Genomic DNA, 24646 nt, shown 5'->3' on the forward strand with positions numbered 1-24646 from the left:
GCGCTGCCTGTTCTTTGGCTACACGCTCAGCTTCTTCACGCGCTGCCTGTTCTTTGGCTACCCGCTCGGCTTCTTCACGCGCTGCCTGTTCTTTGGCTAACCGCTCGGCTTCTTCACGCGCTGCCTGTTCTTTGGCTAACCGCTCAGCTTCTTCACGCGCTGCCTGTTCTTTGGCTAACCGCTCAGCTTCTTCACGCGCTGCTTGCTCTTTGGCTACCCGCTCGGCTTCTTCACGCGCTGCCTGTTCTTTGGCTACCCGCTCGGCTTCTTCACGCGCTGCCTGTTCTTTGGCTAACCGCTCAGCTTCTTCACGCGCTGCTTGTTCTTTGGCTACCCGCTCTGCTTCCTCTCGTTCTGCCTGCTCTTTCGCTACACGCTCGGCTTCTTCACCCGCTGCCTGTTCTTTGGCTAAACGCTCGGCTTCTTCACGTTCTGCTTGTGCCTTATCGGATTTCCCAAAACCCAACCAAGACAAAAATTTATTCTTTTTTCCCATAACCAACTAATACCATGAAATTTTTGAGTTGCGATTCAGTGCTCATCGCTGTGTATGAACCACCGCATAAAAGCTCAGCATCACACTATTTTAAGCATAAAAGTCTGATAGCTTATTACAGCGCTAGCTTTAGAAACTTTGCAAAGACATTAATAATCAACTTAAACACTCAGCAATCGTTGTTATAATCACCGAGTTAACGCCATAATGTGCGCTTAGTGTATCATGTTCCAAGTAGATGAAAAATTTATAATCGTGCACATGCAACTCGATAGTGAAGTTATATGAGAAAAAAGAAGCCTCAACACCAAAGTAATGGTCATATCCGAATAATCAGCGGGAAATTTAAAGGCCGCAAACTCCCAGTCAAAGATGTTGAAGGTCTGAGACCAACAACAGACAGAGTAAAAGAAACGTTATTTAATTGGTTAATGGCTGATATTCGAGGTGCGTCAGTATTAGATTGCTTCGCTGGTTCAGGTAGTTTAGGTCTCGAGTGTCTGTCCAGGTTTGCGCAAGATGCAACTTTTATTGAGTTGAATAAGGGCGCTGCTGAACAGATCAAAACAAATACAGTCACGCTCGGATTAGAAAACGCAGCTGTTTTTAATACCAGTGCGCTCGAATTTCTAAAGAACAATCAAAATAAACAATCTTTCGATGTCATTTTTCTTGATCCCCCATTCAGAAAAAACTTACTTTCGCCATGTTGTGATTTGCTAGAGCAGCACCAATGGCTGCACGAAAACTCTCTTATTTATGTTGAATTCGAGAAAGAGACTCAACCCGAATTTCCAGATAAGTGGCAGCTTTTGAAGGAAAAACAAGCAGGGCAGGTCACCTGCATGTTATTTAGTAGGCGTTAAAAGCTGCGCTTCATTTTTACTGCTCCAATTTGGGGCATGACACAATAATTTAGATCCGCTATAATTTGGTCTTTACACGCGGTCTCGCTTCGGCTTACAATACCGCACCATTTTTGAACCAATTGACCATTTTTCGGTCAATTTGAGCCAAGCTCATAATTTAGGTAGGTGAATTTTTAATGCCAGTAATTAAAGTAAGAGAAAACGAACCGTTTGACGTAGCACTTCGTCGTTTCAAGCGTTCATGTGAAAAAGCAGGTATCCTTTCTGAAGTTCGTCGTCGCGAGCACTACGAAAAGCCAACTGCAGAGCGTAAGCGTAAGAAAGCTGCAGCTGTTAAGCGCCACATGAAAAAGCTTTCTCGTGAAAACGCACGTCGCGTTAAACTATACTAATTAACATTTGGTCTTGTACATATGAGCTTATTAGCGACGCTAAAAGACGCCCAAAAGGAAGCAATGAAAGCCAAAGACAAACCTCGTCTTACGGCTATCAGAGCAGCTCTAGCTGAAGTCAAGCAACGCGAAATTGATAACCAGACAACGTTAGACGATGCTGGTATCACCTCCGTGTTGGTCAAGCTGGTTAAGCAACGCAAAGACTCTTTCACTCAGTATACTGATGCAGGAAGAGAAGACTTAGCAGACGTTGAAGCTGGTGAGATAAAAGTGCTTGAATCATTCTTACCACAACCTCTTAGTGAGGAAGAAGTATTAGCAATGATCGATGCAACCATTGCTGACACAGGCGCAGCTGGTATGCAAGACATGGGTAAAGTAATGGGTGTGATTAAAGCGAAAGCTGAAGGTCGTGCTGACATGGGCAAAATCTCTGGTTTAATAAAGCAAAGATTAAGCGCATAATACCCACATACAAATGTATGAAATTAGTAAACCGAGCCTTGCGCTCGGTTTCTTCGTATAAGCGTTAGGAAAATTATGGCAGGCAAAATTCCACGACAGTTTATCGATGACCTATTGGCTAGAACCGATATCGTTGAGTTGATCGATGGGCGTATTGGCTTAAAAAAAGCAGGTAAAGATTATCAAGCCTGTTGTCCTTTCCACAATGAGAAGTCCCCTTCTTTCACCGTATCTAGAGATAAACAGTTTTATCATTGCTTTGGCTGTGGGGCCAATGGCAATGCCATTTCTTTTCTAATGGAGTATGACAAACTCGAATTTGTTGACGCCATAGAAGAACTCGCAGGACTCTACAATTTGGAGATCCCAAGAGAGCAAGGGTTAGGTGGGCCTCAACGTAGCTTTGAAGAAAAAAAATCTGATTATGATTTAATGATGCACACAGCTAATTTCTATCAACATCAGTTAGCGAACCACAATAATGCGAACGCTGTTTCAAATTATGTTCAAGGTCGAGGTCTATCTGAGCAAACCGTAAGTAAATTTTTGATCGGGTACGCCCCTCCAGAATGGGATGCTCTACTCTCTCGGTTAGCTAAGACACCTGCGCAGCGCCAACAATTATTGGAGTTAAAGCTTGCCAGTGAAAAGTCGCCAGGACGTCAGTTCGACTTTTTCCGTGATCGTCTCATGTTTCCAATTAGAGATAAACGAGGCCGCGTAATCGCATTTGGCGGGCGTGTCATGGGGCAAGACCAAGGACCCAAATATTTAAACTCACCAGAAACACGTATCTTCCATAAAAGTTTTGAACTTTATGGATTTTATGAGGCCAAACAAGCACACAAGTCCCTTGAACAAGTTTTAATTGTTGAAGGTTATATGGATGTCGTCGCTCTTTCTGAGTATGGCATTGACTATGCGGTTGCTGCACTTGGTACGGCCACCACCATAGAACACATGCAAACACTTTTTCGAAATACTGACAAAGTGATTTGCTGCTACGACGGTGACCGAGCTGGTCGAGATGCCGCTTGGCGTGCACTTGAACATGCATTACCTAACTTAAAAGATGGAAAATCTCTCGGTTTCGTGTTTTTACCAGATGGTGAAGATCCAGACTCTTTAGTACAGAAAGAAGGAAAAGCGCAGTTTGAGCAAAGGCTCAGTGACGCCGATGACTACAGCAAAGTGTTATTTAGTCGTCTATCTGAACAGTGTGATCTGACAACTGATGCCGGAAAAGCGAAGTTATTGGCTGAAGCCATTCCTTTGATTAATAAAATTCCGAGTGAATTTTACCAAGAGTCTTTACTCACAACATTGGCGAGACTTATTGGTAGAACACGAGAGCAATTAAGTGCCAAATTGGCTACACCAAAAAAACAACATGCGATTGAACGCAAGTTTAAGGTGACGCCAATGCGAAGAGCAATTGGCTTGCTTCTTCAGCATCCAAAATTGGCACAGAGTGTCGATTATTTACCTGAATTGGCCCATATGCAGCTACCAGGTATGGCGCTGTTTCTAAGGTTGCAACATACTTGCTTAGAAAACGGACACTATACGACTGCACATATTTTAGAATCGTTTCGTGAAACACCAGATTATGAAGCGCTAAAAAAGCTGGCAACTTGGCAGCATAATATCCAAGATGAAGCACTAGAAGACGAGTTTAAGCACACTTTTAAATTTATCGAAGATCAGTGTTTAAATTTGCGGTTAGAGACCTTACTTATTAAGGACAAAACGGAGGGCTTAAGTAGCGATGAACGACTGGAATGTGCGTTATTAACGCAAGCTTTAAGCACTCGTAGAACTGGCCAAAATTAAATTTTGGTGTTATAATGTTCTATTCACTGCGTCAACCAAAATAACGCTGTTTTTAGCTGGCGCCCGTTGTATAAACTTTATCAGAGTGGAAGCAAAAATCTCTATGGATCAATCTCCTCAGTCACAACTCAAACTTCTGATTCAGAAAGGTAAAGAGCAAGGTTACTTAACTTTTGCAGAAGTTAACGATCACCTTCCACAAGACATCATAGATTCGGATCAAGTAGAAGATATCATTAGCATGATCAATGATATGGGTATTCAGGTTTCTGAAGCAGCCCCTGATGCCGATGAGTTGATGATGCAAGAAACCACCACCGACGAGGATGCGGCAGAAGCAGCGGCAGCTGCGCTAGCAACGGTAGAAAAAGAAATAGGCAGAACAACAGACCCTGTGCGTATGTATATGCGTGAAATGGGTACCGTTGAGCTACTGACTCGGGAAGGCGAAATTCTAATAGCAAAAAGAATTGAAGAAGGGATTAATCAAGTACAGATTTCTGTCGCTGAGTACCCTGAAGCAATTACTTACTTACTTGAACAGTGGGATAAATACGAAGCTGAAGAGATGCGCTTAAGTGACATCGTAACAGGCTTCTTTGATTCATTAGAAGACGATGAAGCAACAATTTCAGCGACACATATCGGTTCAGAACTAAGTGAAGAAGACTTAGATGATGAAGATGATGAATCTGAAGATGATGATGATTCAGAAGAAGGCGATAATGGTCCTGATCCTGAAGTTGCGCGTGAGCATTTTGAAGAACTGCGTACCCTGTATACAAGTGCACGCCAATGTTTCGAAGAAAAAGGCCGCGGTCATCCAGACTCACAAACGGCTATTCAAGAAATCGGTGAATTATTCCGTAAATTCAAGTTAGTACCAAAACAGTTTGATCGCATGGTTAACAACATGCGTGAAATGATGGATAAAGTACGTGTTCAAGAGCGTATCATCATGAAACAAGCTGTACAAATTGCAAAACTGCCTAAGAAAACATTCGTTAAGCATTTTGCCAACAACGAAACGGACGTGGCTTGGATTGATGCAGAAATTGCATCTGGTGAAAAGCATTCAGAAAAGCTACGTCAGGTAAGACCTGAAATCGACCGCTGTATCAATAAGTTAAAAGCAATTGAAGAAAGCACAGGTTTAAGCGTTGAACGTATTAAAGACATCAACCGTCGAATGAGCATTGGTGAAGCGAAAGCTCGCCGTGCAAAGAAGGAGATGGTTGAAGCTAACTTACGTCTAGTAATCTCAATTGCGAAAAAATATACCAACCGAGGCTTACAATTCTTGGATCTGATTCAAGAAGGTAATATCGGCTTGATGAAAGCGGTAGATAAGTTTGAATACCGTCGTGGGTATAAGTTCTCAACTTATGCTACATGGTGGATCCGCCAAGCAATTACTCGTTCAATTGCAGACCAAGCGAGAACAATCCGTATCCCAGTGCATATGATTGAAACGATCAATAAACTGAATCGTATTTCTCGTCAAATGCTACAGGAAATGGGGCGTGAACCAAGTCCTGAAGAGTTGGCTGAACGCATGATGATGCCTGAGGACAAAATCCGCAAGGTGTTGAAAATCGCCAAAGAACCAATCTCAATGGAAACCCCCATTGGTGATGATGAAGATTCACATCTTGGTGATTTCATCGAAGATACGACGATTGAATCTCCGATTGACTCAGCAACGATGGAAAGCTTACGTGGCGCAACAAATGAAGTGCTTGCAGGCCTAACAGCAAGAGAAGCCAAAGTACTGCGCATGCGTTTTGGTATTGATATGAACACCGATCACACGTTAGAAGAAGTAGGTAAGCAGTTTGACGTAACACGTGAACGTATTCGTCAGATCGAAGCAAAAGCGCTTCGTAAATTGAGACACCCTTCTCGTTCAGATTTACTGAAAAGCTTCTTAGACGTAAAAGGCTAAGCGTAAAATTTACTTTCAAAGGCCGCATAATGCGGCCTTTTTATTTGAATCAACATGAGCGCATTAATATCCCCGCATTAGCTTATGTAGGTGTACAGGCAAACTATCTCGCTCGTTACCTCTAGCGCTCAAAATTAAGAGTGTTCTTCACTCTTAATATGAATTGCAAGAACTTAATAGGAACAACATTATGGCTTGGATCCAAATCCGAATTGATGCTAACAAAGACACAGCCGATCATATTAGTGATTTGCTGATGGACATCGGCTGTCCTTCTGTGACTTTTATCGATAGCCAGAACAACCCTGTATATGAGCCCAAGCCGGGTGAAGTGATCCTATGGCCGGAAACAACCGTCATCGGCCTTTTTGAAGCAACTCATGATATGCAGTCTGTTGTTGACTACCTGACGAAAAACATGCCACATGCTCCTAAATACAAAATAGAGCAATTAGAAGACAAAGACTGGGAAAGAGAATGGATGGACAACTTCCACCCAATCAAATTCGGTGAGCGTTTGTGGATCTGCCCTAGCTGGCGTGATATTCCAGATCCGGACGCAGTTAACGTATTACTTGACCCTGGCTTAGCGTTTGGCACAGGGACTCACGCGACCACCTCTCTGTGCTTAAAATGGCTTGAAGCACAAGATCTCAGTGGTAAAACCGTTGTCGATTTTGGGTGTGGCTCGGGTATCCTAGGTATAGCGGCTATTAAACTGGGAGCTGAGCGTGTCATCGGAATTGACATTGATCCTCAAGCTTTAGTAGCTAGTAGAGATAATGCTGAGCGAAATGGTGTGGCTGACCAGCTCGAAGTTTACTTACCTGAAAACCAGCCCGAGTTTAAAGCCGATATTGTTGTCGCCAATATCCTTGCACAACCTCTTCGTGAACTACACGAAATTATTCTAGGCTTTCTTAAACCAAAAGGGGCAATTGCTATGTCTGGCATATTAGAAGAGCAAGCCGAATCCGTCGCAAACGTGTACGCACCTTATGTTGATTTAGACGCAATAAAGCAAGAAGGTGAATGGACCCGAGTTAGCGGAATTACAAAAGAATAACAACTGTAACGACGAAATACTGAGTTAGTAATCTATTACGCGTAAAGCCACCAATTAACAGGCTTTACGCTTTTTTTACAGCATAAGAAATAATTTAAAACTGTCACATAAAGTTTTTTTGTTTATTTTTAAAGCAATTTTTTCCCACCTTCATATTGTTACCAAAAGTCAACCCAAAAAGTTCAAAAAAAAAACACTTATGTTCAATTTATAGCCTTTGATTTTTGCAAAAAAAACCGTAAACTTAGCGCCCCTTGAAATGAGGCAGATTAAACAGCAGTGCGTATAGGCCCATACCAACTTGAAAACAATGTAATCGTCGCGCCAATGGCGGGGATCACTGACCGTCCATTTAGACAATTATGTCGACGTCTAGGTGCAGGACTGGCAGTGTCGGAAATGTTGTCTTCAAATCCGAAGGTGTGGAAAACTGATAAATCAATGAACCGTATGGATCATTCCGGTGAATCAGGCATACGCTCAGTGCAGATTGCAGGAGCTGATCCTGAACTCATGGCACAAGCTGCTCAGTTTAATGTCCAAAATGGCGCGCAAATCATAGATATCAATATGGGTTGCCCAGCCAAGAAAGTGAACAAGAAACTCGCAGGTTCTGCACTATTGCAGTATCCGGATCTAGTTGAGGAAATAGTACAGGCCGTGGTTGGCGCGGTTGAAGTACCTGTGACCTTGAAAATTCGTACAGGATGGGATCCAGAAAACCGTAATGGCGTTGAAATTGCGAAAATAGCCGAACGCAATCGTATTGCATCACTGGCTGTGCACGGTAGAACACGTGCTTGCATGTATAAAGGTGAGGCAGAATACGACACTATCAAAGCGATAAAGCAATCGGTTTCTATACCTGTCGTTGCAAATGGAGATATTACATCTCCTGAAAAAGCAAAGCAGGTTTTAGATTATACGGGCGCAGATGCCATCATGATTGGTCGAGCCGCTCAAGGTCGTCCTTGGATTTTCCGAGAGATAGACTATTATTTGCGAACTGGAAAACATCTACCGAACCCGGAAATATCCGAAGTACGTAGTATTTTGATGGAGCACCTGCTTAACCTCCATCAGTTTTACGGTGAACCAATGGGTGCGCGCATCGCACGCAAACATGTATCTTGGTATTTGCAGTCCCATGACCAAGAAGGTCAATTTAGGCGAGTATTCAATGCCCTTGAAGAGCCAGAAGCGCAAATCGAGGCATTAGAAAACTATTTTGAAACACTAGCAGCTAACTAAGAAAGAGACATAAAGATGTTTGAACAAAATGTGACTTCTCCTTTTATCACTAACGCTCATGTTCAGTCACAAGAGAAACCGCAACCATTACGCGATGCAGTTAAAAAAGCTGTCCACCACTATTTAAAGCAGTTAAATGGTCAAGACGTACAAGATGTTTACGAGCTAGTTTTATCTGAACTAGAAGCGCCATTACTTGAAGAAGTAATGACTTACACTCGTGGTAACCAAACACGTGCTGCGATCTTACTAGGTATCAACCGTGGTACTCTACGTAAGAAACTTAAAAAATACGGCATGAACTAATCCGTACTTTTAAATCCTCGAAAACGCCTCCCATGGGCGTTTTCGAATTTGCCTCTTCACGCTCCCAACTTCGATTTTTTTAATAGCACGCCGACCCCTTTTCTAGCTACAAATTTCCATCAGTGACTTCCTCAACGACAAAGTTCAGTTTTTCTCAACCTCGTTAACATGATTTCCATCGTTTTCTCATCCTAGTTGAGCTAAAATACAGCCTTTCTAAGCTAGCCCTTAACTAATCATTGAGGAAATCAAAACCATCATGGATATACATCGTCCTATTCGTCGCGCACTATTAAGCGTGTCAGATAAAACCGGTATCGTTGAGTTCGCTCGTGCTCTAGCAGAGTCAGGCGTTGAACTACTTTCTACAGGCGGTACTTGCAAACTCCTAGCCGATAACGGCATTCAGGTAACGGAAGTATCTGACTACACAGGCCACCCTGAGATCATGGATGGTCGCGTGAAAACCCTCCACCCAAAAGTACACGGTGGTATCTTGGGACGTCGTGGCCAAGATGAAGGCGTCATGGCAGACAATAACATTTCTGCTATTGATATGGTTGTAGTTAACTTATACCCCTTTGCACAAACTGTTGCAAAAGCTGACTGCAGCCTTGAAGATGCGATCGAAAATATCGACATCGGTGGCCCAACAATGGTGCGTGCAGCAGCTAAAAATCACAAAGATGTGACGATTGTGGTGAATGCGAGTGACTATGACCGCGTAATTGCTGAAATCAAAGCTAACGAGGGCTCAACAACGTACAAAACACGTTTTGACCTCGCTATTGCAGCGTACGAACACACAGCACAATATGATGGCATGATCGCAAACTACTTTGGGAAACTGGTTGCTGACTACACTGAAGAAGCGGCTGAAGAAACTAAATTCCCGCGTACGATCAATATGCAGTTCACTAAGAAACAAGATATGCGCTATGGTGAGAATTCACACCAAGACGCAGCTTTCTATGTTGAAAACGATATTGAAGAAGCGTCAGTTGCAACTGCTAAGCAACTTCAAGGTAAGGCGCTGTCATTCAACAATATCGCAGACACTGACGCAGCACTAGAGTGCGTTAAGAGCTTTACCGCACCTGCATGCGTTATTGTTAAACACGCCAACCCATGTGGCGTTGCTGAAGACAAAGATATCTTAGCGGCTTATGATAGAGCATTCAAAACAGACCCGACATCCGCGTTTGGTGGCATCATTGCATTCAACCGTGAGCTAGACGCTGACACAGCGAAAGCCATCGTGGAGCGCCAGTTTGTTGAGGTGATAATCGCTCCTAGCATTTCTGTCGAAGCAGCTGAAATCGTTTCTGAGAAGAAAAATGTACGCCTTCTTGAATGTGGTCAGTGGGATGTAAAGTCTACTGGCGTTGACATCAAACGTGTGAATGGTGGTGTACTGATCCAAGATCGCGATCAAGGCATGGTGACACTTGATGACCTCACTGTCGTATCGAAGCGTCAACCGACAGAGCAAGAGCTGAAAGACCTATTGTTCTGCTGGAAGGTTGCTAAATTTGTAAAATCAAACGCGATTGTATACGCCCGTGACGGTATGACCATAGGTGTAGGTGCTGGCCAAATGAGCCGTGTTTACTCAGCCAAAATAGCCGGCATTAAGGCTGCTGATGAAAACCTTGAAGTAAAAGGGTCTGTGATGGCATCGGACGCATTCTTCCCATTCAGAGACGGTATTGACGCAGCGGCAGAAGCCGGGATTACAGCGGTGATTCAGCCTGGTGGTTCAATGCGTGACGAAGAAGTCATTGCAGCCGCTGACGAAGCTGGTATGGCAATGGTATTCACAGGAATGCGCCATTTCCGCCATTAATCGAAAAGCGCGAGATGTTTAACGTTTCGCGCTTTTTGTTTGCACCAAATTCAAGTATTCTGACCAAAAGACAATCACAATAACTTGAAGGAACTGAATAATGAAATTAGGTATTAAAGCTTTAATTGCCGCGGGCATCGTTACTGCATTAGCAGGTTGTAGTAGTACAACGAGTTCTGATAGTTCAACTGCCAGCATTGCCAAAGCAGCGCAAAGCAGTGAACGTGCAGAAAACAATCGTGCACGTGATAAATACCGTAATCCAGTCCAAACATTGGCGTTTTTTGGTCTAAAGCCGAACATGACGGTCGTTGAAATCTCACCTGGTGGCGGTTGGTATACTGAAATTCTTGCTCCAACAATTAAGGGACAGGGCACCTTATATGCTGCACACTTCCCTGCCAGTTCAGAGCGTGAATACTTCAGAAACTCACTGGCAGCTTTTAAAAAGAAAGTCGCTACAGACTCTCGTTTTAGTGAAGTTAAAGTCACTGAGTTTTCAGCGGCTTCTCACCACGATGTGGCCCCCGCGGGCTCTGCAGACATGGTTCTAACTTTCCGTAATGTGCACAACTGGTATATGCGTCCAGGCGACGAAGGCGTTCTAAAGTCATTTCAGGCATTTCATAAAGCCCTGAAACCAGGTGGTATTCTTGGTGTTGTAGAGCATCGCTTACCTGAACACCGTGACACGGAAGATCAAAAACGTTCTGGTTATATGAAGCAGAGCTACGTCATTGAAATGGCGAAACAAGCAGGCTTTGAATTGGTAGCAAGCAGCGAAATCAATGCTAACCCACTGGACAGCGCTAACCACCCACGTGGTGTTTGGACGCTACCGCCTAGACTTGCGCTTGGAGACGAAAAGTCGGCGCAATACAAGGCAATTGGGGAAAGCGACCGTATGACTTTAAAGTTTAAAAAGATTTAATAGGAAACTTTGCCATGAATGTACTTGTCATTGGCAGCGGTGGCCGCGAACACGCACTCGCGTTCAAAGCCGCTCAAAACCCATCTGTAAAAACTGTATTTGTTGCACCTGGTAACGCAGGCACGGCACTTGAGCCTAAGCTTGAAAATGTAGCAATTGGCGTTGAAGATTTAGACGCATTAGTGGCATTTGCAAAAGAGCAAAAGGTTGAACTAACGATTGTAGGACCTGAAGCACCGCTTGTGATTGGTGTTGTCGATCGATTCCGCTCAGAAGGATTAGCGATATTCGGACCAACTCAAGCAGCTGCGCAATTAGAAGGCTCTAAGTCTTTCACAAAAGACTTTTTAGCCAGACATAACATCCCAACAGCAAGCTATCAAACATTTACGGAGATAGACCCTGCGATTGCATATGTTAAAGCGCAAGGCGCTCCAATTGTTGTTAAAGCAGATGGTTTAGCAGCTGGTAAAGGTGTGATCGTTGCGATGACAGAAGCCGAGGCTGAAGAAGCAATTCGCGATATGCTTGCAGGTAACGCATTTGGTGATGCTGGTAGTCGTGTTGTCATTGAAGAGTTTCTTGAGGGTGAAGAGGCCTCTTTCATCGTTATGGTTGATGGCAAACATGTTTTACCATTCGCCACCAGCCAAGACCATAAACGTGCATACAATGGCGACCAAGGTCCAAATACCGGTGGTATGGGTGCCTACTCACCTGCACCTGTCGTTACTCAAGAAATTCACAATCGCATTATGGATGAAGTAATTAATCCAACTGTTGAAGGGATGGCAGCTGAAGGACACCCTTATACTGGTTTCTTATATGCAGGTCTCATGATCACAGCCGACGGTACACCAAAGGTCATTGAATATAACTGTCGTTTTGGCGATCCAGAAACTCAGCCTATCATGTTACGTTTACAATCTGACTTAGTATCATTGATTGAAGCGGCAAACAGACAAGAGCTTGACCAAACCGACATTCAGTTTGATCCTAGAGCTGCGGTCGGCGTAGTGTTGGCTGCAAAGGGCTACCCTGCAAGTTACCCTAAAGGCGATGCAATTTCAGGCCTTCAAGTTGAGTATTCTGAAGGTGAGAAAGTATTCCATGCGGGTACTAAGCAACAGGGTGATGATGTGGTGACGGCTGGTGGGCGCGTACTTTGTGCCACTGCGTTAGGACACTCAGTTACTGAAGCACAAAAACGCGCTTATGCACTGGTAAAAGACATCCATTGGGACGGTGTTGAATACCGTACAGATATTGCTTATCGCGCGATTGCACGAGAGCAATAAACCCCAAGTACCTTTAAAAAGCGGTTGATTATACAACCGCTTTTTTTATGCGCCGACCACAAGTATTGAATAAAAATAAAAACCACTATCAATTTCAAACATATGAAATATATGTATTTTTTATTTTAGCCATTGGTATTTTGTATCTGACTTGCTAGGATCTCCTTTTGACTCATCTTTAGGGGCGTAAAGATGCAAGGTACTTTGAAAAAGCTCAAAGCCACACTCACAAACCCAATTCAGTATCAGTTACCCGTTGGTGATGAACTCATCAACCTCAACGAGTATTTTGGCCGCGAAATCACCCTCACGTTCAGTGGCAATATTTACTGTTGTAGCTGTGGTAAAAAAACGAAAAAAAGCTATTCCCAAGGCCACTGCTTTGTTTGTATGAAAAAGCTAGCTAGCTGTGACATGTGTATTATGAAACCTGAGACCTGTCACTTCGATAAGGGAACTTGTCGAGAGCCAGAATGGGGGGAAGCAAATTGCATGATCCCACACTACGTATATTTAGCCAATACCTCCGGTCTGAAGGTTGGGATCACCAGACATACCCAAATTCCCACTCGCTGGATAGATCAAGGTGCAACGCAAGCATTACCCATCTTCAAAGTACAAACACGTTTGCAATCTGGTTTAGTTGAAGTGGCTTTGGCTGAGTTTATTGCCGACAAAACAAATTGGCGAAATATGCTCAAAGGTATCAACCCTGAGCTTGACCTAAAAGCAAGTGCTCAATTATTAATTCCCAAAATAGAAGAGAAACTAGATGAGCTCGCTCAATTATTCGGCGCAACCGCAATAGAACGCTTAGATGAAGAGGTCGTTGACCTCTCCTTCCCCGTGGGCGAGTATCCAACTAAAATCAGTTCTTTCAATTTTGACAAAGAACCGACTGTCACTGGGGTACTAAAAGGGATAAAAGGCCAATACTTAATCTTCGACAATGGCGTTATCAATATTCGTAAGTTCACATCTTATGAAGTTAGCTTTTCGGCTTGATAAAAGCGCTGCCAAGCCGCTTGAGAAAGCGGCTTACAATACAAGTACCCCTGCATCGCGTGGCAGCCAAGCTTTTGTAAAAACTGCATCTGCTCAAGTTTTTCTACTCCTTCCGCGACCACAAACAATTTGAGTGCCTTTGCCATCGCCACGATTGCACTGACTACTTCGCTATTGCCATATTCATCGGGAATTTTAGCGATAAAACTAGGATCAATTTTGAGGATATCTATGGGTAGCTTAGTCAAGTAACTAAGTGCAGAGTAACCGGTACCAAAGTCATCGAGGGCAATGCTGATCCCCAACTCTTTTAACGCGCCCAGTACCCTTTTAGCTTTTTGGAAGTTACCGACAAAACAGCTTTCAGTCAGCTCTAGTTCTATCTGACCCCCTTCTATACCATACTCATTCAATGCCGATTGTATCGTTTCCACCAGCCCCCCTTGGGTAAGATGTTGGGCAGAAATATTAATGGCGATACGACGAATTTCACACCCTTGTCGTTGCCAGTCGGCCAACTGCGCACAGGCCCTGTCAATCACCCACTCGTCGAGTTTAACTATCAATCCGAGCTCTTCGGCCAAAGGAATAAACTGCCCAGGAGAAATGATACCGAGGTTAGGGTCTTGCCACCGTAATAAGCACTCTAAACTCATTATACGCCCACTGGCGAGGCACTTTAACGGTTGAAAGTAGAGCTCAAACTCGCCATTTTCTAATGCGCTTTGAAAGCGACTCTGCATTGACAATCGCTCTAGCGAACGCGCATTCATCGAAGCTTTGTACATTTGAAACGAATTTCGCCCTAGCTCCTTCGAGCGGTACATAGCGACATCAGCATGCTTAAGTAAACTCTCACTGTCCAAACCATCTTCAGGATACATCGAAGCACCTAAAGAAGCTGTCGCCGCGACGGATATTTCTCCAAGGTCAAAAGATTTATTAAATTGAAGTAAGAGCTTGTCTGCAAACGTTACGACACTGTCCATATCATGGACCTCTGTGAGTAACACCACAAATTCGTCTCCTCCCAACCTTGCTAAGGTATCTCCTTCATTTAAGATCGACTTGATACGTTCACTGACTTGGATAAGTAATTTATCGCCGGCACTATGGCCCAAGGTGTCATTCACTTCTTTAAAACGATCTAGGTCGATAAACATGATACTAATTTTGTCTCGATCACGATGAGCAGCAGCAAGTGCCATCGCCAGCCGATCGTAAAACAAGCGACGATTTGGCAGCCCTGTCAACTCGTCAAAATATGCCAAACGTGCAATCTTTTCTTCGGCATTCTTGCGCTCGGTAATATCACTAAAAATGGCGGCATACAGGACTTCATCACTATAGGGCTCGTTGATTTCAATGATCGTCAACCACTCGACGTAAATTTCGCCACTTTTCTTTTTGTTGCAGATCTCCCCTTGCCAGACACCTTTATTTCTCAGCTCGTCCCACATCGTGTCATAGTAAGGCTTTTTATGAAGTCCTGAACTCAAAATACTGGGAGTTTTACCAATGACTTCATAATCTTGATAGCCTGTTAGGGCACTAAACGCGGGGTTGATTTGAATAATTTCACCACTGCTACGCGTGATCATAATACCATCTAGTGAAGCATCAATAATGCGATTAGCGAGGTATAAATTTTTTTCTGACTTTCGCAGTGCAATGTCCCTTTGCGCTAGGACATTTTCTAATTCGCTACAATAGGCTGTTTCAATCTCAGTTAAGACATTTTTCAGTGCTAATAACCCGATTACTTGGTGCGTATCATGGGTCCTAACTACCAAATGCCGAATCGATTTGGCTGTCATCTTTCGATAAGCATCAAACAAGCTTTCTTGTGGCGTCATGGATAACATAGGGTAACTGGCCAGCTGCCAGCACGGCATTTGCCATTTCGGCTCCAAGATAGCATAAGCTACATCCCGTTGCGTGATGATGCCATACTCTTCAAGTTGTTGGTTGTACACCAAAACAGCGGTGGCTCGCTCAGCACGCATGACTTCAATGGCGTCACTCACACACTGTTCACTATCCAGTATTTTTACATTGTCATCATAGTGATCTTCAATAGGTCGAAAGTGCAGGTAGTGATCGAGGCCTTGGTTTCGCACAATATCAGACAAAGAAACCACCCCAATAGGCACAAAGTCCTCATCTTTTACCAACAGATGCCTGATCCCAAGCTGGTGTAGCTTGACTGTTGCTTCACTTAGGGTCTTATCAACGAGGATATCATGAACAGGGGCTGTCATAACCTGCCCGATAGGCAGCGCTACAATATGGACATTTTTTACATCTAGTTTTACGCAATCCGACTCAGTCCAAATTCCGACAATTTCATCATTACGCTTGACAAAAATTGAGCTAATACTATGTTTTCGCATAATGCAGAGCGCATCATACAGGCTGGTCGAATAGTCACATGACAGCAAGTTAGCCGAAAACACGTCTTTGATCTTCAGTTGACGTGAATCACCCATCATAAGCACTTTCCTCGCAATAACACAATCAACTCGAGTATACTTTGACCCTGATCGCTGACTTTGACTGAGAACAAATTATTATGATTAATTCGTACCCATTAGTGCTTATATTCGACCAAAGTATAGAGTATGTAGACAGTGCAAAAAACCTTGAAGAGAGTTTGTTCTATTTATCAGAAAAGCAATTAAAAACAGTTATCTACATTAACATTCATGGAGATGTTTATGATCGTGACGGCCACCCCACCCACTTACCAAACTACTCTGATTTAACGAAATTAGTGCAACAAAAGTTGGTTTCAGAAGGTCAATGTTGTACTGCAAAAATTCAAATAAGTCAGTTAGACCAATTATTTAACCTATTAAAAGAGACCAATTAGAATTCAGCCAGTGTTCGTAGGTGAGTTTCAACGCTGCGACCTAAAGACGACAGGTCGTATCCCCCTTCTAAATAGGAAATAATGCCTAGACAGTTCAACTCTGTGCTCAACGTCGCAATTTGCTCAGTAAACCAAGCATAATCGCTCTCAACAAACTTTAAACCGCCCATATCATCTTCGAGGTGCGCATCAAAACCAGCGCTGATAAAAATAAGCTCAGGTTTAAATGCACGTATCCTTGGTAACCACTGTTGGGTGTAAAGTGCTTTTAGATCATTTCCGTCGCTGGCAATAGGTAAAGGTGAGTTCACAACAGTGTCGGAATTTTCAATTTCACTGTTCGGATAGAAAGGGTACTGAAATAAGGAGCAAAAAAGCACATCAGTATCATCTTTCACAATCGCCTGAGTACCATCTCCATGATGCACATCAATGTCTAATATAGCGATCCGCTTTACCCCCTGCTGCTTGGCGTAAGCCACCGCAATGGCGACATTATTAAATACACAAAACCCCGCTGATTGAGCTCGACTAGCGTGATGACCTGGAGGACGCACAGAACAAAACGCCGCATCAAGACGCCCTGCGAGGACTTCATCGACAGCCAATATGCCTGCGCCCACAGCCCGTTCAATGGCTTTCAGTGAGTCGCCACACAGCGATGTATCACCATCTAACTCAGCTAAACCTTGCGCTGGTATCGCAGCAAGCACTTGCTCAATATGCGCGTTATCATGTGCCAAGGCAAAATGCGCTACCTGTGCTTTTGGCGCACTGAGATGCGTAAGCGCGATATCTAAACCTGACGCGAGAATACGATCAGAGATTGCATCCAGTCGATTTGGGCATTCTGGATGTGCTTCATGCATTTTATGCTTACGACAATGTGGATGGCTTATGATGGCTGTACGCATAACGATTCCTTGATAGAGTCTGTGTCCAGTGTATCAAAGCTTACAGCGGTGAGCTTTGATACTTTGGTTTTAGGCCCTGCACCTAGTTTTTGGGTGCCGGGAATGCTTTAAGGTTCAGGTTGTGAAAGTCAAAGCTAAAGTCTGTGATTTGTGGGTTGACCCACTCCATTGTCGCACTTTCTACATGATTTTTATCGTTCAACTTAAAATGAATATAAGCATCCGCCTCGAGCAATTTCTCATCCCACTTCACGACAAAGCTGTGACCGTCATGATGGTGTAACGCGCCCTTTAAAAGTCCTGTATGCGTGAAATCTATGCGCATCTCTCCAGCGATCTGTTCAACAATGACATCACCATACCACGGGCTACGCAACGTGCCGGTGTAATGGTCACTAGAAAGGCCCATTTCCTTTTGCTTAGGCGTTGAAGGCCCAAGCGCACCGTATTTTTCGATACGACTTGATTTATACATCTGAGCACTGTCTGTCACCCACTGCTGAGGCTCCAACCCAAGGGCCAGCTCAAACACTTCATTGGTAATGGCTCTGAGTGCTGGGTAAGCTTGTTGATTCGACAGCAACACCACTGCGACCCCTTTTTCTGGGATCATTGCCACTTGTGAGCCCATACCAAGGATCCCGCCCATGTGGCCCACTTTTTTGTAGCCAAAATAGCTTTCTACAGACCACCCCAATCCATAGCCTTTAAAATGCTGTCTAAACTTTTTTAAAGCGCGCGGACTAGGTTGGCGCATAATATGAGGCAGCCACATCATATCTTGTGACGACGCATCAAATAGCTGCTTTCCGCTGGGGGTTTTACCTGCAGACATTTGCGTCTGCATCCACTTCGTCATGTCTACGGCATTAGACGCGATAGAGCCTGCACCTCGAAAGTCTTCTAAATAGTCTCCGATAAACTCTTCAAGTTCGCCTTGATACTCAATGGTGCCAGTGGCAAAGTTAGAATGAGTATGTGGAATACGCGAAAAAGCCGCATATGACCCAGTCATACCCACTTCTGAAAAAATATGCTGCTCAATAAATTCATGCCAACTCATACCACTGGCTCGGCTCACAACTTCGCCGGCAACAACAAACATCAAGTTGTTATAGTTATACCCACTTCGAAAAGGAGAAACAGGCTTAAGATACTTGAGTCCAGCTAATATGTCCTGCATAGATTTGTCGGTATCTGGCCAGATCATCAAATCCCCCGCTCCAAGGGCGAGTCCACTACGATGACTTAACAGGTCACGGATGGTCATCTGCTCGGTCAAAGTTTTCGTGTGTAATTCGAACTCAGGAATATGTTTAATAACCTGGTCGTCCCAATTAACTTTGCCCTTTTCAACCAATATGGCTAATGCAGCGGCAGTAAACGCTTTACTATTGGAAGCAATGCCAAACAACGTGTGCGCATCAACAGGCGTGTCATTGCCATGGGTCTTTACACCAAACCCTTTTGCCATGACCACTTCCCCGTTATTGACAATGCCGACTGCCATGCCAGGTATCGCAAAGCTTTTCATTGCCTGCTGTACTGATTTTTCGACTTCTTTTAGTTGAGCACCAGTGAGCGCGAATACGTTGCTGCTTAATAAAAGTGCTGAGCTGGCGCACAGCGCTTTACCCCATAGTGTTTGCTTCATTTCCATATTGCCTTGTTATTTATATATTTCTAATTCTCGTTGCTCCCGACCAAGGTCGAGATCTTGCGTGCATAGTTGCATATCTATCAGGTTTACATATTCCTTCGGAAAGTCATGTTCATTAGCCCCGTTTAGCACATGTTGCTTATACCAGCAAAAAGGCAACACGCCAGTATGATGGGTATTTGCAATGTAACAAAATGCCATCGTGCTTTGACCATTTTTTAACTGTACTGACATCGCAATCCGGTCATACCGTGCCCCTTCAATACTGTCGAGTTGACTCAACTCTTGCTCCGAAAGTTGATAAATGACACCGAGCACCATGGCTTCATTAGATGGATCGCTTTGAATATCACACTTTGCAGAGCCGTCCGTACTGAGCATTGCAAACGTCAATGAATACCCCATTAGCTCTGCAACACCAACACACTTTGCTGTAGGTAAGCGTTTTGTGAGCCGTTTGGTTGACAAATTTGAGCCATATGCAAAGTAGTAAACTTGCTTATCCACCTTACCTCCTAAACCACAACTCTGAGCGCTAACAGTATCAGAATCACACCAATCCCTCGGTCAAACCAGTGACCTGCACGGTGGAAAAATTGCCTAACAGCATCTTTTGATAAAACCATGGATAGAATTGAAAACCATATCCAAGTGGCAAGCGCCATGTATACACCATAAAAGATCTGTACCTGCTGTGGTGTTTCGGGGTCTATCATGAGAGTAAACAAAGATAAGAAAAACAAGGTCGCTTTTGGGTTTAGTGCGTTTACTAAGAACCCACGCCTCAATGCCTTGATATTTGACTCCGCAGGCAGTGTTTGTTGAGCAGCCTGTTGTGCCTCTGTTTGCTTAGTAGAACGCAGGGCTTGTATGCCCATATAAGCCAAATAAGCACCAGCTAGATATTTAAATGCATTGAACAACTCAGGAGATTGCGACAGCACAATGGCCACGCCCAGTAAACAATAGCTCACGTGAACAAAAATACCCAACCCGACCCCAGCGCTGGTATACAGTGCATTTTTTCGGCCTTGTTGCACACTCTGTTTTAGAACAATCGCGAAATCTGGGCCAGGACTGGCGACTGCGAAAAAATGTGCAAGCGCAATTATGATAAATTCATCAAGATACTCAAACACGGCTGCGCTCCTCAAGGGCCAATAAAAGCGGATCAGGTGTCGTATTTAGGATCTGCTTGAGCTGCTTTTCGGCTTTTTTATACATGCCTTTCAAATGAGGTTTCAAATGCTTGCTACCGTGGCTGGACGGTTTAAAATGACAAACCAATGCGTGTAAGAATACACTTTCTTGTTCACTCAAGGCTGCTTGGCGATTTGCATATGGATTGTAACAAGACCCACAGCCCCCTCTAAAATGGTAGGCGGTATTACATAACATCGTGCCAAATCCCATAAAAATAGCCAACACATCAGCCGCCACTGCTAAATTTTGCTGCCCGCCAGGAGGCAATTTGCCTACTTGATGGATCAGCATGAGCGCCATACTGCCGGCCATACTTGCGACTAAATCTTGTGGCTGATTAATTTGGTTAGGGTTGTAAGAAATCGACACCGGCTGTAGGGGGGCTTGGGCTAACTCAATATTTTCCCCCCTTATCCCGTTGACAAAACTAAAGTGAGGGAAAGTCTGTTGCAGCTGCATAAGTTGAGGTGGCGTCAACTGAATAGGCCATTTTGTCAGACCCGCATACTCCTTTACCCTTTGAAATACTGAACCTGCCATTTCTTCTACGCTACTGACTCTGTCTGGAAAAAACTGCTCCGTAGGTTGGACGATCTGGGTCTGTTGTAGAAAGTACTCACTGTCAAAGTGCTCTGCAGCCCATAAAAACAATTCCAGCACCGAGTGAGACTCAGCATCCTCTAATAATGGCTTTGACTTAAAAATAGATAACATATTCAATCCAACACGACTATTTAGACATACAGACTCACCTTACCAAGGTGGCTTCGTGTGAAGCAAGCTGCTCGACTGATAAAATGAATTAAACTCAGTGTAACATTATTTAACTATTAATCATTGATTTACCAACCTACCCTGAGTTGGCTTTCTACCTCAACCGATTTATCATAGGGCTCTTAAAAATAACCCATCGAACTGTCAATGCCACATATCATCATAGAACACTCCCCAAACCTGAATATATGTACATCTGAGCTACTCACATCAGTACATCAAAGCGTTGTCGATTCAACATTATTTGACATCACCACAATTAAAACCAGACTAATAGCATATCAAGCCTGTTTATTGGGCGATGGCAAGGAGCACTTTGTTCATGTCCAAATACATTTGCTTGAAGGCCGGACTCAATCTCAAAAACAAATGCTGAGTGAGCGTGTGCTATCCATGCTGCAAAATTTACTGCCAGATGGTGTCAGCTTAAGTGTTCACCCATACGATTTAGACCCGACTATTTATCGAAAAAATTAAATAATTCATAACTAGTACTTTTTTATAATTGATTACCCGAGAAATACCATGAAATTCCCATGCCGTTTAGACAAGTTTGTGAGCAATATTGGTGAGCTACCACGCACTAAAGTAAAGTCATTAATTAAGAAAGGCAATGTCACTGTAAATGGCCTAGTTTGTAAAAAAAACGAACAACAGATCACCGCTAGTGATGATATTAAACTTTTAGATAAGCCACTGAAATACCTTGGTAAAAGATATTTCATGCTACATAAGCCATCAGGCTATGTATGCGCTAATCACGATGATTTGCACCCTACGGTATTTGATCTGTTAGACGAACCTAACTTAAAAGATTTTCATATTGCTGGGCGATTAGATATCGATACAACTGGCCTAGTCCTGATCACCAATGATGGTGATTGGTCGCACCAAATCACCTCGCCTAAGAAACAAAAGTTCAAGACATACCTTGTTGAAACAAAAGAAATAATCACAGAAGAAGCACTACAAAATTTACGTCAAGGCGTCGCATTGCATAACGAAAAACAGCTTACTCGCCCAGCCCAAGCTGAAGCAGTAGGCAAGTATGCACTGAGGCTTTCAATTTGCGAAGGGAAATACCATCAAGTGAAGCGCATGCTTGCCGCTGTGGAAAATCATGTTATTGAATTGCATAGAGAAAAGATTGGAGATATCACGTTAGATCATGACCTAGAACCAGGCCATTATCGACCCCTTACAGAACATGAAATACGCATAATCAATGCAATTTAATGGGGGAAAAAGTCGTCATATGAGGAAAAATCATCTAATTTTTATTCATATACAGTAATCGGCTACTTACATACTCTGCTTAAACATGATAAATCATAAAAGTGGAGTGCCATAAATTATTAACTCGATCTCTGTTAAGGTGCATATTGTGTTTTCGACCCTGACTTTAAGACTTAAAATCATCCTATTCGCTGCCGCCATCTTTATTTCACTTATCTTGGTTGCCGTGCTAGGACTACAGTCACTGCGCCACGCCAGTGAAACGGATAATATTGCCCGTATCAACCAGTTAATGAAGAGTACGGTTAATATTGTTGAGCAGTTTGAGCAGTTTGTTCGAGCTGGACAACTTACAGAACAAGAAGCTAAACGACTTGCTGCCAATATATTACAAGAGAATAAATATCACGATTCAGAGTATGTCTATGTTGTTGATGAAAGACTAAACTTTGTCGCAGCACCACACGACCCTCAATTGCATGGTACCAGTTTTAACGACTTTAAAGATGCCAGTGGCAATAGTATTGGTCGTTTAGTGGAGCGGTTGGTGGGCAATAAAACCAACCGTATTATCACCTACCATTGGAATTCGGAACGCAATGGTGAGGTCGTTGATTTAACGTCTGTTGTGCAAAAAACGTCGCTGTTTGGTTGGTATGTCGGTACGGGGATCAGCTACAAAGAAGTCGATGCGAGATACTGGGAAACAGCCAGTTGGCTATTATCCTTATCATTGATAATTGCGATCGCGCTCACTTTCGCCATAGCAAGGTACGGTTTATCACTGTCGAACAAGTTAGGGGCTGAACTGAATGATGTACTCAACATTGTCCGACAGGTCTCGCAGGGAAATTTGACCTCTCAGATTGATACTTCTACAGCGAAGGATTACAGCATCATGGCTGCAATGCGTTATATGCAGGATGGCCTAAAAGGCGTTGTCGGAGGATTGATGACTGTCAGTGACACACTCAAGGAACAGAGTTACGATGGTGAAGCCCGCTCAACTGAATTAGAGAACTTGACGATGAGCCTCAGTGAAGAAACCCAGATGGTCGCTTCAGCAATCACCGAGCTAACCGCTTCAGCGCAAACCGTTGTTGAGCATGCTGAGCAAGCCGCCTTTTCGGTTCAAGAAGCAGAGAATCAAGGTCAAAATGCAGATCGCCTAACGAGTGATGCATCTGAAGCCATTGCCTTACTTGAGCAGCAAATTGATAGCGCAGGAAGTAATATTCAAGCACTCGATGAAGAAGTGAATAATATTGCGAATGTCCTGAGTGTCATACAAAGTATTGCTGAGCAGACTAATTTACTCGCTCTGAATGCAGCAATAGAAGCTGCGCGCGCGGGTGAGCAGGGCCGAGGGTTCGCTGTTGTTGCGGATGAAGTTCGTCAATTGGCACAGCGTACCCAATCTAGTACTGAAGAAATTCATACCATGATAGGAAACTTACAATCGGCTACTCAAGAAGCAAAATCATCTGTTTCTTTAAGTATTTCAACCAGTGAAAAGACCGTGACCATGTCAAATGAAGCAAGCGAAGCGTTACGTAGCGTAGCCAGCTCATTAAGCGCAATATCGCAAATGAGCGATCAGATAGCTTTAGCAGCAAAAGAACAGTTGGCAGCAGGTGAAGATACCGCGCAAAGAGTTGTGACCATTTCTGATACGGCTGCTCAGACCGCTAACGTATCTCAGCAAGCGCACTCCGCGACAGACAGTATCAAAGGGTTGGCGTCTCAGCTAGAAACTGAAATGGCAAAATTTAAGCTTTAATATCATTGTATTACCAAACAATAAGTTACCCAGAAAAGTAGGGACTAAGTCTACCTGCTTCTTTGGGTAGTTTTTTTCACAAATTGGCCTGAATTTAGCATCTTATTTTTTTGTAAAAAAATGTTTAACTCCAAATTATTTGGTGTTAAATTCATTGAGTCACCCACATTAATACAGACTTTAAGTGCTATCCAAAGTATGTGTTTTGGTTCTTTTGGATGAGTATTTGGTGACACCTCTTCACTGGTAAAGCAGTAAGGCTTTGCGTTGTGCCTATTGCCATTGGAAACTATCGAGTGTCGTATATTAGTTAGCTGACTAGACAACAATGAAATAAGGATAATCACTATGAAGATGATTGCTAAGAAACAATGCCGTTTAATCGTAGGCGGTTCAGGTTTATTAGGTCCAGCAGACCCTTTTTCAAATAACTGTGACCCTAAGAGAAATAAACACACACAAAGCAAGCCCATTGTTAAACCATAACAATGTCATTTCTTT

23 protein-coding genes and 1 pseudogene are annotated in these 24646 nt (G+C 43.5%); 17 read left to right on the forward strand and 7 right to left on the reverse strand.

Annotated features, from left to right (window positions below):
- A pseudogene (locus L1286_RS07445) lies at positions 1-496 on the reverse strand (cell envelope integrity protein TolA); the annotation flags it as partial.
- 284 nt (positions 497-780) lie between these two features.
- Between L1286_RS07445 and rsmD the strand changes: the two are divergent.
- The 12 genes from rsmD (at position 781) to L1286_RS07505 (ending at position 13706) form a co-directional block, all read left to right on the forward strand.
- Complete coding sequence (rsmD, locus tag L1286_RS07450) at positions 781-1362, forward strand: 16S rRNA (guanine(966)-N(2))-methyltransferase RsmD (RefSeq protein WP_235406278.1); 582 nt, start codon at positions 781-783, stop codon at positions 1360-1362.
- 179 nt (positions 1363-1541) lie between these two features.
- Positions 1542-1757, forward strand: coding sequence for a 30S ribosomal protein S21 (gene rpsU / locus L1286_RS07455; RefSeq protein ID WP_010362466.1), 216 nt, complete (start codon positions 1542-1544; stop codon positions 1755-1757).
- 21 nt (positions 1758-1778) lie between these two features.
- The gene (locus tag L1286_RS07460) at positions 1779-2225 is read left to right on the forward strand and encodes a GatB/YqeY domain-containing protein (RefSeq protein WP_063374509.1); all 447 of its coding nucleotides are present in this window, start codon (positions 1779-1781) and stop codon (positions 2223-2225) included.
- A gap of 75 nt (positions 2226-2300) precedes the next feature.
- Entirely contained in the window at positions 2301-4058 is a 1758-nt protein-coding gene (gene dnaG, locus L1286_RS07465) for a DNA primase (protein ID WP_235406279.1), read from the forward strand.
- Positions 4059-4161: 103 nt separating this feature from the next.
- The gene (rpoD, locus tag L1286_RS07470) at positions 4162-6003 is read left to right on the forward strand and encodes an RNA polymerase sigma factor RpoD (RefSeq protein ID WP_235406280.1); all 1842 of its coding nucleotides are present in this window, start codon (positions 4162-4164) and stop codon (positions 6001-6003) included.
- 190 nt (positions 6004-6193) lie between these two features.
- The gene (prmA, locus tag L1286_RS07475) at positions 6194-7069 is read left to right on the forward strand and encodes a 50S ribosomal protein L11 methyltransferase (protein WP_235406281.1); all 876 of its coding nucleotides are present in this window, start codon (positions 6194-6196) and stop codon (positions 7067-7069) included.
- Between the two features lie 279 nt (positions 7070-7348).
- Positions 7349-8320, forward strand: coding sequence for a tRNA dihydrouridine synthase DusB (gene dusB, locus L1286_RS07480; RefSeq protein ID WP_235406282.1), 972 nt, complete (start codon positions 7349-7351; stop codon positions 8318-8320).
- Positions 8321-8335: 15 nt separating this feature from the next.
- Positions 8336-8626 carry a DNA-binding transcriptional regulator Fis gene (fis, locus tag L1286_RS07485; RefSeq protein WP_010374122.1) on the forward strand — a complete coding sequence of 97 codons (291 nt, stop codon included), beginning with the start codon at positions 8336-8338 and terminating at the stop codon, positions 8624-8626.
- A gap of 259 nt (positions 8627-8885) precedes the next feature.
- Complete coding sequence (gene purH, locus L1286_RS07490; protein ID WP_235406283.1) at positions 8886-10472, forward strand: bifunctional phosphoribosylaminoimidazolecarboxamide formyltransferase/IMP cyclohydrolase; 1587 nt, start codon at positions 8886-8888, stop codon at positions 10470-10472.
- 100 nt (positions 10473-10572) lie between these two features.
- Positions 10573-11403, forward strand: a complete 831-nt coding sequence (locus L1286_RS07495) for a class I SAM-dependent methyltransferase (RefSeq protein ID WP_235406284.1) — start codon at positions 10573-10575, stop codon at positions 11401-11403.
- A gap of 14 nt (positions 11404-11417) precedes the next feature.
- Entirely contained in the window at positions 11418-12701 is a 1284-nt protein-coding gene (gene purD / locus L1286_RS07500) for a phosphoribosylamine--glycine ligase (protein WP_235406285.1), read from the forward strand.
- Positions 12702-12893: 192 nt separating this feature from the next.
- Positions 12894-13706, forward strand: coding sequence for a DUF2797 domain-containing protein (locus tag L1286_RS07505; protein ID WP_235406286.1), 813 nt, complete (start codon positions 12894-12896; stop codon positions 13704-13706).
- Here the strand turns inward: L1286_RS07505 and L1286_RS07510 are convergent.
- Positions 13682-16198 carry an EAL domain-containing protein gene (locus L1286_RS07510; RefSeq protein WP_235406287.1) on the reverse strand — a complete coding sequence of 839 codons (2517 nt, stop codon included), beginning with the start codon at positions 16196-16198 and terminating at the stop codon, positions 13682-13684. The two genes, L1286_RS07505 and L1286_RS07510, sit on opposite strands and share 25 nt — an antisense overlap.
- A gap of 80 nt (positions 16199-16278) precedes the next feature.
- On the opposite strand from L1286_RS07510, the gene L1286_RS07515 reads away from it, so the two are divergent.
- Positions 16279-16578, forward strand: a complete 300-nt coding sequence (locus L1286_RS07515; protein ID WP_235406288.1) for a DUF4144 domain-containing protein — start codon at positions 16279-16281, stop codon at positions 16576-16578.
- Here L1286_RS07515 and L1286_RS07520 read toward each other — a convergent pair.
- The 5 genes from L1286_RS07520 to L1286_RS07540 all read right to left on the reverse strand — a co-directional run bounded on the left by L1286_RS07520 (position 16575) and on the right by L1286_RS07540 (position 21069).
- Positions 16575-17492 (reverse strand): histone deacetylase family protein, encoded by a 918-nt coding sequence (locus L1286_RS07520; RefSeq protein WP_235406289.1) that lies wholly within the window; start codon positions 17490-17492, stop codon positions 16575-16577. The two genes, L1286_RS07515 and L1286_RS07520, sit on opposite strands and share 4 nt — an antisense overlap.
- 82 nt (positions 17493-17574) lie before the next feature.
- Positions 17575-19152, reverse strand: a complete 1578-nt coding sequence (locus L1286_RS07525) for a serine hydrolase (RefSeq protein WP_442961689.1) — start codon at positions 19150-19152, stop codon at positions 17575-17577.
- Positions 19153-19161: 9 nt separating this feature from the next.
- Positions 19162-19659 carry a gamma-glutamylcyclotransferase family protein gene (locus L1286_RS07530; RefSeq protein WP_235406291.1) on the reverse strand — a complete coding sequence of 166 codons (498 nt, stop codon included), beginning with the start codon at positions 19657-19659 and terminating at the stop codon, positions 19162-19164.
- 8 nt (positions 19660-19667) lie between these two features.
- Positions 19668-20291 (reverse strand): LysE family translocator, encoded by a 624-nt coding sequence (locus L1286_RS07535; RefSeq protein WP_235406292.1) that lies wholly within the window; start codon positions 20289-20291, stop codon positions 19668-19670.
- Positions 20284-21069, reverse strand: a complete 786-nt coding sequence (locus tag L1286_RS07540; RefSeq protein ID WP_235406293.1) for a hypothetical protein — start codon at positions 21067-21069, stop codon at positions 20284-20286. Before L1286_RS07540 ends, L1286_RS07535 begins: the two co-directional genes overlap by 8 nt.
- A 207-nt stretch (positions 21070-21276) precedes the next feature.
- Between L1286_RS07540 and L1286_RS07545 the strand changes: the two genes are divergently transcribed.
- From L1286_RS07545 to L1286_RS07560, 4 genes are all read left to right on the forward strand, one after another.
- Positions 21277-21606 (forward strand): 5-carboxymethyl-2-hydroxymuconate Delta-isomerase, encoded by a 330-nt coding sequence (locus tag L1286_RS07545; protein WP_235406294.1) that lies wholly within the window; start codon positions 21277-21279, stop codon positions 21604-21606.
- 48 nt (positions 21607-21654) lie between these two features.
- Complete coding sequence (gene rsuA / locus L1286_RS07550) at positions 21655-22365, forward strand: 16S rRNA pseudouridine(516) synthase RsuA (RefSeq protein WP_235406295.1); 711 nt, start codon at positions 21655-21657, stop codon at positions 22363-22365.
- Positions 22366-22513: 148 nt separating this feature from the next.
- Positions 22514-24145 carry a methyl-accepting chemotaxis protein gene (locus L1286_RS07555; protein ID WP_235406296.1) on the forward strand — a complete coding sequence of 544 codons (1632 nt, stop codon included), beginning with the start codon at positions 22514-22516 and terminating at the stop codon, positions 24143-24145.
- 348 nt (positions 24146-24493) lie between these two features.
- Complete coding sequence (locus L1286_RS07560; RefSeq protein ID WP_235406297.1) at positions 24494-24631, forward strand: hypothetical protein; 138 nt, start codon at positions 24494-24496, stop codon at positions 24629-24631.
- The last annotated feature ends 15 nt before the right edge of the window (positions 24632-24646 follow it).

The organism is Pseudoalteromonas sp. SMS1, from assembly GCF_021530565.1.
Classification (GTDB): domain Bacteria; phylum Pseudomonadota; class Gammaproteobacteria; order Enterobacterales; family Alteromonadaceae; genus Pseudoalteromonas.